12 protein-coding genes are annotated in these 12,774 nt (G+C 60.0%); 3 read left to right on the forward strand and 9 right to left on the reverse strand.

The features are described 5' to 3' along the window. Nucleotides 1–6: 6 nt before the first annotated feature. Complete coding sequence (locus tag N2600_RS16250) at nt 7–831, forward strand: transglutaminase family protein (protein WP_222387044.1); 825 nt, start codon at nt 7–9, stop codon at nt 829–831. A 323-nt stretch (nt 832–1,154) separates the two neighbouring features. Here N2600_RS16250 and N2600_RS16255 read toward each other — a convergent pair whose 3' ends face one another. From N2600_RS16255 to chvE, 8 genes are all read right to left on the reverse strand, one after another. Next, complete coding sequence (locus N2600_RS16255; protein ID WP_260296806.1) at nt 1,155–1,565, reverse strand: type II toxin-antitoxin system VapC family toxin; 411 nt, start codon at nt 1,563–1,565, stop codon at nt 1,155–1,157. Then, on the reverse strand, nt 1,562–1,804 hold the full coding sequence (locus tag N2600_RS16260; protein ID WP_017965461.1) for a type II toxin-antitoxin system Phd/YefM family antitoxin: 243 nt from the start codon (nt 1,802–1,804) through the stop codon (nt 1,562–1,564). Before N2600_RS16260 ends, N2600_RS16255 begins: the two co-directional genes overlap by 4 nt. 113 nt (nt 1,805–1,917) lie before the next feature. Then, entirely contained in the window at nt 1,918–3,657 is a 1,740-nt protein-coding gene (araD, locus tag N2600_RS16265; RefSeq protein ID WP_162116441.1) for an L-arabinonate dehydratase, read from the reverse strand. 61 nt (nt 3,658–3,718) lie between these two features. Beyond that, nucleotides 3,719–5,152, reverse strand: a complete 1,434-nt coding sequence (locus N2600_RS16270) for an aldehyde dehydrogenase family protein (RefSeq protein ID WP_017965463.1) — start codon at nt 5,150–5,152, stop codon at nt 3,719–3,721. A 68-nt stretch (nt 5,153–5,220) separates the two neighbouring features. Beyond that, nucleotides 5,221–6,216, reverse strand: a complete 996-nt coding sequence (araD1, locus tag N2600_RS16275) for an AraD1 family protein (RefSeq protein ID WP_222387046.1) — start codon at nt 6,214–6,216, stop codon at nt 5,221–5,223. A gap of 119 nt (nt 6,217–6,335) precedes the next feature. Next, entirely contained in the window at nt 6,336–7,547 is a 1,212-nt protein-coding gene (mmsB, locus tag N2600_RS16280) for a multiple monosaccharide ABC transporter permease (RefSeq protein WP_017965465.1), read from the reverse strand. Beyond that, nucleotides 7,544–9,082, reverse strand: a complete 1,539-nt coding sequence (mmsA, locus tag N2600_RS16285; protein ID WP_164577199.1) for a multiple monosaccharide ABC transporter ATP-binding protein — start codon at nt 9,080–9,082, stop codon at nt 7,544–7,546. Before mmsA ends, mmsB begins: the two co-directional genes overlap by 4 nt. A gap of 92 nt (nt 9,083–9,174) precedes the next feature. Then, nucleotides 9,175–10,239, reverse strand: coding sequence for a multiple monosaccharide ABC transporter substrate-binding protein (gene chvE / locus N2600_RS16290; RefSeq protein ID WP_003561803.1), 1,065 nt, complete (start codon nt 10,237–10,239; stop codon nt 9,175–9,177). Between the two features lie 270 nt (nt 10,240–10,509). Between chvE and N2600_RS16295 the strand changes: the two genes are divergently transcribed. Then, nucleotides 10,510–11,514: a LysR family transcriptional regulator gene (locus tag N2600_RS16295; protein ID WP_260296808.1), complete on the forward strand. Its 1,005-nt coding sequence runs from the start codon at nt 10,510–10,512 to the stop codon at nt 11,512–11,514. Nucleotides 11,515–11,675: 161 nt separating this feature from the next. Continuing rightward, entirely contained in the window at nt 11,676–12,146 is a 471-nt protein-coding gene (locus N2600_RS16300) for a hypothetical protein (RefSeq protein WP_170257238.1), read from the forward strand. On the opposite strand, the gene N2600_RS16305 is transcribed toward N2600_RS16300, so the two are convergent. Next, nucleotides 12,147–12,428 carry a hypothetical protein gene (locus tag N2600_RS16305; RefSeq protein WP_260296809.1) on the reverse strand — a complete coding sequence of 94 codons (282 nt, stop codon included), beginning with the start codon at nt 12,426–12,428 and terminating at the stop codon, nt 12,147–12,149. Nucleotides 12,429–12,774: the final 346 nt, after the last annotated feature.

The following is a 12,774-nucleotide window of genomic DNA, read 5'->3' on the forward strand; positions in this document are numbered from 1 at the left end:
AACAATATGAGATTGAAGATCAGCCACCTCACCGAATACCGCTACGACGGACCGACTCAGTTCTCGCTGCAAAGGCTGCGGCTGACGCCGCCGACCAGCTCCGCTCAGAAAGTGCTCGGCTGGGCGCTGAATGTCGAGGGCGCCACGCCCGAAGTGGAATATGACGACCAGTACGGCAATCACGTCAATCTGGTCTCGCTGGAAGGCGAGCAGGATGTGACGCGCATCCTCGCCGAAGGCGAGGTCGAGACGGAAGACAACAACGGCGTCACCGGCCCGCATACCGGCTTCTGCCCGCTTTGGCTCTTCCTGCGCGACACGCCATTGACCAAGGGCGGCAAGCTGGTCAAGGAACTGATCAAGGACGTCGGTGGCGATAACGAGCTTGCCCGTATGCACGCGCTGATGGCAGCAATCCACCAGACGGTCGATTATAAGCCCGGCACCAGCAACACCGAGACGACGGCCGAACAGGCGCTGGAGAAGAAGAGCGGTGTCTGCCAGGACCATGCGCATATTTTCATCGCCGCCGCCCGCGCCCTGCAGGTGCCGGCGCGTTACATCTCCGGTTATTTGATGATGGAAGAAAAGATCGAACAGGCTGCGACCCATGCATGGGCCGAGGCCCATATTCCCGGCCTCGGCTGGGTCGGCTTCGATCCCGCCAACGAGATCTGCCCGGATGCGCGCTACATCAGAGTCGCCTCCGGTCTCTGCTATCGCGACGCCGCGCCGATTTCAGGCATGCGCATCGGCACGCCGGGCGAAACGCTGTCGGTCACCGTGAAGGTCGAGGACGGCGGACAAATGCAAAGCCAGAGCCAGAACTGAGCGGAGCGTACAGATAGCTTTACCGCACGCTGCGAAGGGCCGATAGAATAGCTGCCGAGCTCGCCGCGAAACTAACATATTGGACTTGAATATAGAGACGGACGGTCCCGAAATTCCGCCTGCTTCCGGCGTGTGGCGCACGTCATAATTGCCGTTCGTCAATTTTTCATTGGCCGCAAATGGCGGCGATCCGTGCGCTCTTCGAACATGGTGCCAACGAGGATCGCAGCATGGCGGTCTCAAACGGCAAGAGCAGGATTGTTTTGGGCCGCCGGATACCATGGCCCCGTCCCAAGACAGCAACTGACGGCTCCACCCAAAGCCTATCCCGCTGCAAGAACCCGGAGGTGCCCGCGCGCGCCGTAGCTGAGGATCGCCTGGTCGGCCGTAAGTAACGGGACGCGGTGAAAACGGGCTGTTGCAGCGATGATGCGGTCGGCGGGATCGGCATGAAACTCGCCAGGCAGCCGACCACTGTCTATCGCGATGGAAGGCTCAATCGGTGCGAGCTGGATACCGGGCAGAGACAATGCGCTATCGATCCATCGACCGACATCGTCGCCGAGCGCCAGGCGTCCCTTCTGAACAAGCAAGGCGATTTCCCAAGGTGTAATCGCCGAAACCAGAATCCGGCTTTTCTCCGTCATCTCGTCGATGATGCGCCGGGCTTGTGATCCGAGGCGCGCATCGTCCTGCATTGCCCAGACGAGGATATGCGTGTCGATGACGATCAACGAACGGCGTCCCAATCTTCTGCTTCAGCAGCCGGAGATAGCGGATCGTCATAGCGCAATACGCTGCCCTTCATCGCGCCGATGATACTTCTGCGTCCGCTCGTGTCACGTGCCGGCGAAAGCACGGCAACCGGCCTGCCGCGCTTGGTGATGACGATAGATTCGTCGTCCTTCCCCATCTGGTCGATAAGGTTTAGGCACTTCGCCTTGAACTCGGCCGCGCCGACTGTCTTGGACATGACTATATCTCCTGTACATCTATACGGAATATAGGGCCATTTCCGCATTGAACAAGTGCAAAGAAAAAGGCGGGGTGGTGCCCCGCCTTTTTCTCGTTATGGATTGAACCGCGCTAGTGGCTGTCCTTGCCGACCGCATTTCCGCGACATCCTTTGAGGAAGTCGAGGTCGGCGCCGGTATCGGCCCCTTCGACATGCTGCTGATGCAGGAAGGCATAACCGGATGTGGGCAGATCATGGTTCGGCTGCCATTCGGCGAGCCGCCGTGCCAATTCCTCCTCGGAAACGTCGAGATGCAGACGACGATTCGGCACATCCAACTCGATCATGTCGCCGTTTTTCACGACCGCCAGCGGCCCGCCGACCGCCGCTTCCGGCGATGTATGCAGCACCACGGTGCCGTAGGCCGTCCCCGACATGCGGGCGTCGGAAATGCGCACCATATCGAGGATGCCCTTCTTGAGCACCTTCGGCGGCAGCCCCATATTGCCGACCTCGGCCATCCCGGGATAGCCCTTCGGCCCACAGTTCTTCATGACCATGATGCAGGTTTCGTCGATATCGAGGTTATCGTCGTTGATCTTGGCCTTGTAGTCGTCGATGTCCTCGAACACGACAGCCCTGCCCCGGTGCACCAGCAGATGCGGCGAAGCCGCCGAAGGCTTCAACACCGCGCCCTTCGGCGCGAGGTTGCCGCGCAGCACGACGATGCCGCCCGAAGCTGTCAGCGCCTTTTCGGCCGGCAGGATAACGTCTTCGTTCCAGTTGACGACGTCCTTGACCTCGTCCCAGACGGTTTCGCCTGATACCGTCAGCGCATCCTTGTGCAGGAGGCCCGCCTCGCCGAGGCGCTTCAGCACCACCGGCAAGCCGCCGGCATAGAAGAACTCCTCCATCAGATACTTGCCCGACGGCATCAGGTTGACGATGGTGGGCACGTCACGGCCACAGCGGTCCCAGTCGTCAAGCGAAAGATCGATGCCGACACGGCCGGCGATCGCGAGCAGATGGATGACGGCGTTGGTCGATCCGCCGATGGCCGCGTTGGTGCGGATGGCATTCTCGAAGGCATGCTTCGTCATGATCTCGGAGGGCTTCAGGTCGTCCTTGACCATTTGCACGATACGCCGGCCGGTCAGCTGCGCCATGACCTTGCGGCGGGAATCGACGCCCGGGATCGCGGCGTTGCCGGAAAGCGCCATGCCGAGCGCCTCGGCCATGGAAGCCATGGTGGAGGCGGTACCCATGGTGTTGCAGGTGCCCGACGAACGGCTCATCGAGGCTTCCGCCTCGAGGAATTCGGCCTGCGTCATCTCGCCGGCCTTCACCATTTCGGAAAACTTCCACAGATGCGTGCCCGAGCCGACCCGTTCGCCGCGGAAATAGCCGTTCAGCATCGGTCCGCCAGTGACGACGATCGACGGCAGGTCGCAGGAAGCGGCCCCCATGATAAGTGACGGCGTGGTCTTGTCGCAGCCGACCAACAATACGCAGCCATCCATCGGCTGGCCGCGGATCGCCTCTTCCACCGCAAGCGCGGCAAGATTGCGGTACATCATCGCGGTCGGACGGAAGGTGTTTTCGGATGCTGAGAACACCGGTACCTCGAGCGGGAAGCCGCCAGCCTCCCATACACCCGCCTTCACCTTCTCGGCAAGCTCTCTGAGATGACCGTTGCACGGGGTCATATCCGACCAGGTGTTGAGGATGCCGATCACCGGCCGGCCGTCGAACAGGTCGTGCGGATAACCCTGGTTCTTAAGCCAGCCGCGATGATAGATCACATCGCGGCTCGTACCGCCGTACCATTCCTGCGACCTCAGCCTGCGCGGCCATTCCGCTTTCTTTTTCATAGTCTCTATCCTTCAGGATATCGCCGGACGGCCTCGTACGGCCCGGGTTATCGCACTTGTCTCAAGCCAGGGTGTAGGCGGTCTTGACGGTTGTGTAGAATTCGGCGGCGTACTTGCCCTGCTCGCGCGGGCCGTAGGACGAGCCCTTGCGGCCGCCGAACGGCACGTGGAAATCGACGCCTGCCGTCGGCAGGTTCACCATCACCATGCCGGCCTCGGAATTGCGCTTGAAGTGCGTCGCATGTTTCAGGCTCGTCGTGGCGATGCCGGCCGAAAGGCCGAACGGCGTATCGTTAGCAATGGCAAGCGCCTCGTCGTAATCCTTCGCCCGGATCACCGAGACCACAGGCCCGAAGATCTCCTCGCGCGAAATCCGCATCTGGTTGGTCGCCTCGGTAAACAGCGTCGGCTGCAGGTAGAAGCCGGGCGTGTCGCGCGAGATCACCTCGCCGCCGAAGGCGAGTTTGGCGCCTTCCGACTTGCCGATATCGATATAGTCGGTATCGGTCTTCAACTGCCGCTCATCGACGACAGGGCCGATATGAGTGCCGGCCTTCAGGGCGTTGTCGACGACCAGCGTCTTCAGCTTGTCGGTGAGTGCTGCGACGAACTTGTCGTGAATGCCTTCGGTGACGATCAGCCGCGAGGAGGCGGTGCAGCGCTGGCCGGTTGAGAAGAAGCCGGAATTGGCGGCCGCCTCGACGGCGACGTTGAGATCGGCATCGTCGAGCACGACCATCGGGTTCTTGCCGCCCATTTCCAGCTGGAACTTGCGGTTATGCTCGATGGAGGCGGCGGCGACACGTCTGCCGGTGCCGGTGGAACCGGTGAAGGTGATGCCGTGAACGTCGGGGCTTTCGAGCATGGCCTGACCGACCACCGAGCCCTTGCCCATGACGAGGTTCAGCACGCCCTTCGGCAGGCCGGCGCGGTGCAGGATGTCGACGATCGCCCAGGAACAGGCGGGCACCAGTTCGGCCGGCTTGAAGACGACAGTGTTGCCGTAGCAGAGCGCCGGCGCGATCTTCCAGGCGGGAATGGCGATCGGGAAATTCCACGGCGTGATGATGCCGATGACGCCGAGAGCCTCGCGGGTGATCTCGATGCCGATATTCGGACGAACCGACGGGAGAACCTCGCCGGCCAACCGCAGCGCCTCGCCGGCAAAGAATTCGAAGATCTGCGAAGCGCGGATCACCTCGCCGGTCGCCTCCGGCAGCGTCTTGCCTTCTTCGCGGGCAAGCAACGCACCGAGCTCGTCTTTGCGCGCCATGATCTCGTCGCCGGCCTTCTTCAGGATGACGTGGCGCTCCCAGATGCCGGAGCGCGACCAGGCCGGGAAGGCGGCCTTGGCGGCGGCAATGGCGTTTCTCGTGTCATCAGCGCTGCCGTCGGCATAGAGGCCGACGATCTCGTTCGTATCCGACGGGTTGATGTTCTTCGTCGCGTTCGAGCCGACCCATTCGCCGGCGATCAGGTTTTGATAAATGGTCATGGGCTCAACAAGCCTCCTCTACCGTTTACGAGCATGATCCGACCGCCGAATGCGGCCGGGTCTTCAAATCAGAGCTGCCTGACGGCGATCTCTTCCTCGGCGGCCACCTCAAGCGGATTGCGGAGCGCCAAGCCGAATTCGGCGACTTCGATCTCGAACACATCGCCCTCTTCGGTCTTGACGCCGTCGGCAAAGGAAAGGGTCGCCGTACCAAACATATGGACGTGAACATCGCCCGGAACACGGAAGAGGCCATATTTAAAATGGTGGTATTCCAGATTGGCGAAGGTGTGCGACATGTTCGCCTCACCGGACAGGAACGGCTTTTCGAAAATCACCTTGTCACCGCGCTTGATGCGCGAGGTGCCGCGAATATCTTCCGGGGCCGCGCCGACGCGGATTTCCGGGCCGAAGCTTGCCGGACGCAGCTTCGAATGGGCGAGATAGAGATAGTTGATCCGCTCGGTGACGTGATCGGAAAATTCGTTCGACAGCGCAAAGCCGATACGGAAGGGCGAGCCGTCCTTGGCGATCACGTAGATGCCGGCCATTTCAGGCTCTTCGCCGCCATCGAGCGCGAAGGAAGGCGAAACCAGCGGCGCGCCGGGGGCTGCGGCTCCATAGCCGTTACCCTTGTAGAACCATTCAGGCTGGACGCCCTTTTCGCCGGCCTTCGGCTTGCCGTTCTCAAGGCCCATCTTGAACATCTTCATCGAGTCCGTCAGGGTTTCCTCGGCGGCTTCCGTGGTCTTTTTGTGCATGGAATCGCGCGTTGCCGCCGATCCCAAATGCGTCAGGCCAGTGCCGGTCAGATGCAGATGGGCGGCGTCGGGATGGGTGATCGGCGGCAAGAAGCGGCCTTCCGCATAGGCCTTTTCAAGATCGACGGCGTCGCCATAGCCATGCACCTCGATGACTGAGGCAAGGGACTTGCCGCCGTCTGCGGCCTCCATCGCCAGCGCATAGACGCTGACGGCGTTCTTGACCGACTTGGCAACGCCGCCCGGCTCGCGAACGGCAACGACGATCTCTCCGTTTGCACCCTTGATCTGTGAAATAAGCACGTCTTCGATCCTTCTCGTTTCGGCGAAGACAGGAAAAAGCTCCGCCTGTCCGGCTCCATCAGGAGCCGGAATCCATCATTCATAGGACTGCGAATGCCTGGCTGGCGCTTAGGAAGCGCTCAGCCCTTGTTCTTATTGTAGACGTCGAAGAACACGGCGGCGAGGAGCACCGCGCCTTTGACCATCTGCTGCGAATCGGTGCCGAGACCGTGGATCGACATGCCGTTGTTCATGATGCCCATGATCAGAGCGCCGATAACAGCGCCGGTCACCTTGCCGACGCCGCCCTGGGCGGATGCGCCGCCGATGAAGCAGGCCGCGATCACGTCGAGTTCGAGACCGAAGCCGCCCTTGGCCGTTGCCGAGTTGAGACGCAGGGCAACGATCAGTCCGGCCAGTCCGGCAAGCAGGCCCATGTTTGCGAACGTCAGGAAGGTCAGCCGCTCGGTGTTGATACCGGAAAGTTTCGTCGCCTTCTCATTGCCGCCCATGGCGTAGATGCGGCGGCCGATCGTCGTGCGGCGGGTAATGAAGGCATAGGCAGCCACCAGAACAAGCATGACCATCAGCACATTCGGGAAGCCGCGATAGATCGACAGCTGGTAACCGAGCACCAGAATGGCGAAGGTGACGAGGGCGTTCTGGACGAGGAAAAAGCCCAGCGGCTCGACGTCATTGCCATGCTTTTCATTCGATAGACGTTTGCGCCATGCCAGGTAGAAGAGGGTTACGGCGCCGACAACGGTCAGAATGATCGAGGTCGAGTTGATGCCGCCCATATCGAAAGCGTTCGGCAGGAAGCCGATGCTGATCAACTGGAAAGCCGGCGGGAAAGGACCGATGCTGGTGCCGGTCCCCGATGCCGTCATCACGAACAGCGTCAGGCCGCGGAAGACCAGCATGCCGGCCAGTGTGACGATGAAGGACGGGATCTTGTGATAAGCGACGAAATAGCCCTGGACGCCGCCGACAAGCGCGCCCATGGCAAGGCAGATAATACCCGCCAGGACATAATTGGTGTGCCATTGCACCGTCATCACGCCGGCGATGGCGCCGATGAAGCCGACGACCGAGCCGACGGAAAGATCGATATGGCCAGCGACGATCACCAGCAGCATGCCGAGCGCCATGATGACGATGAACGAGTTCTGCAGAATGATGTTTGTCAGGTTGAGCGGCCTGAAGAGAACGCCACCGGTCGAGAACTGGAAGAACACCATGATCGCGATGAGGGCGATAAACATGCCGTATTCGCGGATGTTGCCGCGAACGTAGTCTCCGACCGAGACGACACGCCCCTGCTCAGCGATGGGTTGATTGATCGGCGTCATTGTTTCTTCTCCCCTGAGCGCATGATAGCGCGCATGATGGTTTCCTGGCTTGCTTCTCCCTTCGGCAGTTCTGCGACGATGCGTCCTTCGTTCATCACGTAGATGCGGTCACACGTTCCGAGCAGTTCGGGCATTTCCGACGAGATCATCAGAACGCCCTTTCCATCGGCGGCAAGCTGGTTGATGATAGTATAAATTTCATATTTTGCGCCAACATCGATGCCGCGCGTCGGCTCGTCGAGGATCAAAATATCCGGATCGGAGAACAGCCACTTCGACAGCACCACCTTCTGCTGGTTGCCACCGGAAAGATTGACCGCCTCCTGGAAGATGCTGGAGGAACGGATGCGCAACTTCGACCGATAGTCGGTCGCAACCCTGGATTCCTTGACGCTGTCGATAACGGACGCATTCGACACCGCCTTCAAATTGACGAGCGTCGTGTTGTGCAGGATCGTGTCGTTGAGGACGAGGCCGAGTTGCTTGCGGTCTTCGGTAACGTAGGCGAGACCTGCGTCAATCGCCTTGCGCACGGTGCTGACGTCGACCGGCTTGCCGTGCATCAGCGCCTCGCCCGAAACCTTGTGGCCATAGGCCTTGCCGAACAGGCTCATGGCGAATTCGGTGCGCCCCGCCCCCATCAGACCAGCGATACCAACGACTTCGCCCTTGCGGACTGTGATGTTGATATTGTGCAGGACCTGACGGTCGCGGTGCTGCTGATGATAGGCGTTCCAGTTCTTGACTTCGAGAATGGTTTCGCCGATCGGCACCGAACGCGGAGGATAGCGGTCCTCGAGATCGCGACCGACCATGTTACGAATGATGATGTCTTCGCTGATCTCGTCCGCGTGACAGTCGAGCGTCTTGACCGTCATGCCGTCGCGCAGGACCGTGATCTGGTCGGCGACCTTGCGGATCTCGTTCAGCTTATGGGAAATGATGATCGAAGTGATGCCCTGCTTGCGGAACTCCATGAGCAGAGTGAGCAGCGCGTCGGAATCGCGTTCATTGAGCGAAGCGGTCGGCTCGTCCAGGATGAGCAGCTTGACGCTCTTCGACAGCGCCTTGGCGATCTCGACGAGCTGCTGCTTGCCGACGCCGATGTCGGTCACCAGTGTGTTCGGAGATTCGGACAGGCCTACTTTCTTCAGCAGCTGCTTCGTGCGGTTGAATGTCTCGTCCCAGCTGATGACGCCGCTCTTGGCATTCTCGTTGCCGAGGAAGATATTTTCGCCGATCGACAGCAACGGCACGAGCGCCAGTTCCTGGTGAATGATGACGATGCCGATTTCTTCTGAGTCCTTCAGGACCTTGAAGTTGCGCGTCTCGCCTTCGTAGACGATGTCGCCTTCATAGCTTCCTGTGGGATAGACGCCTGATAGCACTTTCATCAGGGTCGATTTGCCGGCCCCGTTTTCGCCCACCAATGCGTGGATTTCACCCTGGCGAACCTTGAGGTTCACATTCTCCAGCGCCTTGACGCCCGGGAACGTCTTGGTGATGCTCCGCATTTCGAGGATGGTATTGTCCATAGTCAAAGTTCCAGCGCCGACAGCCGTCAAGCGGCTGGGCGATCATAAAATCGAAGACCGGAACCCGCAAGCGCGGGTTCCGGTCCTTCTCATTACTTCAGCTTGTCTTCAGAGTAGTAACCGCTGTCGACGAGGATCTGCTTATAGTTGGTCTTGTCGACGGCAACCGGCTTCAGCAGATAGGACGGAACGACCTTGACGCCGTTGTCGTAGGTCTTCGTGTCGTTGACCTCAGGCTCCTTGCCAGACATGACGGCGTCGACCATGGCAACAGTGACCTTGGCGAGTTCGCGGGTGTCCTTGAAGATCGTCGAGTGCTGTTCGCCAGCGATGATCGACTTGACCGACGGGATTTCAGCGTCCTGACCGGTGACGATCGGGAGCGGCTGAGCCGCGGTACCGTAACCAACGCCCTTCAGCGAGGAGATGATACCGATGGACAGACCGTCGTAAGGCGACAGGACGGCATCGACCTTGGCGTCGGTGTAGTTGGCCGAGAGCAGGTTGTCCATGCGGGCCTGGGCCGTTGCCGGATCCCAACGCAGTGTGCCGACCTTGTCCATGCCGGTCTGGCCGGACTTCACGACGAGCTTGCCGCTGTCGATGTAGGGCTGCAGGACGGACATTGCGCCATCATAGAAGAAGAAGGCGTTGTTGTCGTCCGGCGAGCCGCCGAACAGTTCGATGTTGAACGGGCCCTTGCCATCCTTGAGGCCGAGGCCGTCAACGATGGAGCCAGCCTGCAGAACGCCGACCTGGAAGTTGTCGAAAGTGGCGTAGTAGTCGACGTTGCCCGAATCGCGGATCAGCCGGTCATAAGCGATGACCTTGATGCCGGCGTCGTGTGCCTTCTGGAGGACGTCGGAAAGCGTCGTGCCGTCGATCGAAGCGATGACGAGAACCTTGGCACCCTTGGTGACCATGTTTTCGATCTGCGAAAGCTGGTTCGGAATGTCGTCGTCGCCATACTGCAGGTCAGTGCCGTAACCGGCAGCCTGCAGCTGCTTCACGATGTTGTTGCCGTCGTCGATCCAGCGGGCAGAAGCCTTGGTCGGCATTGCGATGCCGACGGTGCCCTTATCCGCGGCAAGAGCCGGTGCAACGAACGAAGCGACGCCGAAGGCAGCCGCGGCCATCAATGAGATAATGGATTTCATTTCTCTCTCCCTTGTTAATAAGCAGCGGACGAAAAATCGCCCGCCCCGAAACTGTGGCAGGTTCCGTATTGGATAGTTACTTCAGATGGTGAGAAACGAAGTAGGTCTCCTCCACGATCTCACACGTGTTGAGTGCCAACCAGCACACGGCGGCAAACTGGTATGGATTCCTATAACTGTCAAATAGAATAAGTGCTAACGTGCATAACAATTTTGGTATATCGTTAAAAAGTATTACTTTTGATGGAGCGCAGCGAGGAGGCTGCAACCATGGCGATTATTTCTGAGCCATTTTTGATGGATCACGTCGATATCCACAGCGATAATTTCGGCGATGACGGCCTTTTGCGTGCAGGACTTAAGCTGAATCACCTGCGCATGATCGTCGCAATCGAAGATAGTGGACAGATTTCCGCAGCTGCGGAAGTCCTGAACATTTCGCAGCCCGCCGCATCGCGCATGTTGTCCGAAATGGAATCGATCACCAAGACGTCGCTCTATGAGCGCGTGGCCCGCGGCGTCGTGCTGACGACCTTCGGCGCAGCGCTTGCCCGAAGGGCTCGGAAGATCCTTCTGGAGCTGCGCGAGGCGAGCCGCGAGATCGGCGAACTGAAAAGCGGCAAGGGCGGGTCGGTCTTCATCGGCGCGGTGACGGCGCCGGCCATGAGCCTTGTCGTGCCGGCAATCAACAAGGTGCGCAAAGCCTATCCAGGCATCGAGATCAACATCCAGGTGGAGACGAGCAACGTGCTTGCCCGCGAGCTACTCGCCGCCCGCCACGACTTCGTCATCGGCCGCATTCCCGATGATCTCAACCCGCGCCTGTTCGAGGTGACCGAGATCGGCATCGAACGGGCTTGCCTGATCGTGCGCAGCCGCCATCCGCTCATGAAGCAGAAGACGAGCAGCCTCTCCGACGTCAGGGATTACGACTGGGTGTTCCAGCCGCCGGGCACGCTGCTGCGCCGCACGATCGAGGACGTTTTCCTGTCGCGTGGCGTGGCGCTGCCCGAAAACATCGTCAACACCTCCTCGCTGCTTCTGACCTGTGCCATCATCTGCGAAACCGATGCGATCGCTCCCGTTGCCGTCGACGTCGCCCAGTTCCTTGCCAGCCAGGGCTCGAATGCCTCTGATGTGCGCATGCTGCCGATCGATTTCGACATCAACGTCAAACCTTACAGCATGATCACAGCCAGGGAACGGGCGCTGCCGCCGAGTGCGCGGCTGCTCTACGACATCATCCTCCAGGAGAGTCACAAGCAGGCCGGCTGACGACAGCCGCAAGCCCTGCGCCATCTTGCTCTCTTTTAGTGCGCCTGGAGCAATTCCAGCAAAACTGTGCAGCGGTTTTAACGTCCGGAATTGCGCGAACAAAAAGATAGAGCATTTCCGTGATTCGAAGAAAAAACGGAGATGCTCTCAAGGAAGGCGGGATGCTGTTCGGACAGTCGGTATTTCAATCAGTCCTCGAGCGGCTGATGGCGGAGGATGAGACGACCGAAGACGCCGAAGCCCCGGCGGCCCATCGTGTCTCCGGTCTCGGCACCGGGCTTGCCTTCGATGTGATGGCGGGCGTCTCAGTCGCCTCGCAGCGCGTCGGCCAGGCCTATTTCGATAATCTGGAACTCGATGCTGTCGCTGGGGTCGTGGAGAAACCGGCGCCTGCGCCTCCACCCGAGCCCATCATGCCGGATCATCTCGTGCGCACGACTCCGCAGGAGGTTGCTGAAGAACTGGCGATCTCCGCCGCCGATACGCTGCTGACACTCCGCGAGAAGCGCCGCGCCTTCGCGCGCGCCAATCATCCCGATGGCGTAGAATTGCCCTTCCGTGACAATGCGACGAAGCGCATGATGCTGGCCAATCTGCTGATCGACGAAGCGCTGCGGCGGTTGAGCCGCTGACTATTCCGCCTGCCCGTCCTTCGAAAGTTTTTCAGCGGCCGCCGCGGGTTCGCCTTCGTCCTCGGCGTCAGGCTGTACGGGCCGCTCGATGGCAGGAGGCTGCGGATTGAAGGTCCAGAACAGCATATAGAAGGAATAGGCGCCTGCCCCCCCGGCCAGCACCGCCCAGAACGGATCGCCGGTGACAAGTTCGACCACGGCCCAGCCGAAGCAGACGGCAACGATGGCAATCCGCACCCAGAGGCGCCGATATGCCGGATGATTCGGATCGATGAGTTTCATTCCTGCCCCGCGGTCGCATTTGTCGCACGGCCGTCGGCCCGTGCCGCGATTGTCTCTAGAGCATGATGCCGAAAAGTGTAAGCGGTTTTCGGACGACGTCATGCTCTAACTATATAATGCAGGACAGGATTCAGATTTTAGGCCGACCGGCCTAAAATCATTCTGTTCTAGGGCCTTTCCTGGTCAGATTAAAGTATTCTCTTGGCTGAAGGGCCGGGAATCTTTCCGCCAGGATCAGAGGCGACCGGCTCCGCACTGACCAAAATCTGCTCCGGCAGAACTTCAATCCGACTGGGACAGGCTCTGGTTCGAATCTTGCAAATGTGAAAGATCCGCGGGCTTGACG

Source organism: Rhizobium sp. WSM1274, assembly GCF_025200775.1.
In the GTDB taxonomy this organism is placed as follows: Bacteria; Pseudomonadota; Alphaproteobacteria; order Rhizobiales; family Rhizobiaceae; genus Rhizobium; species Rhizobium leguminosarum_I.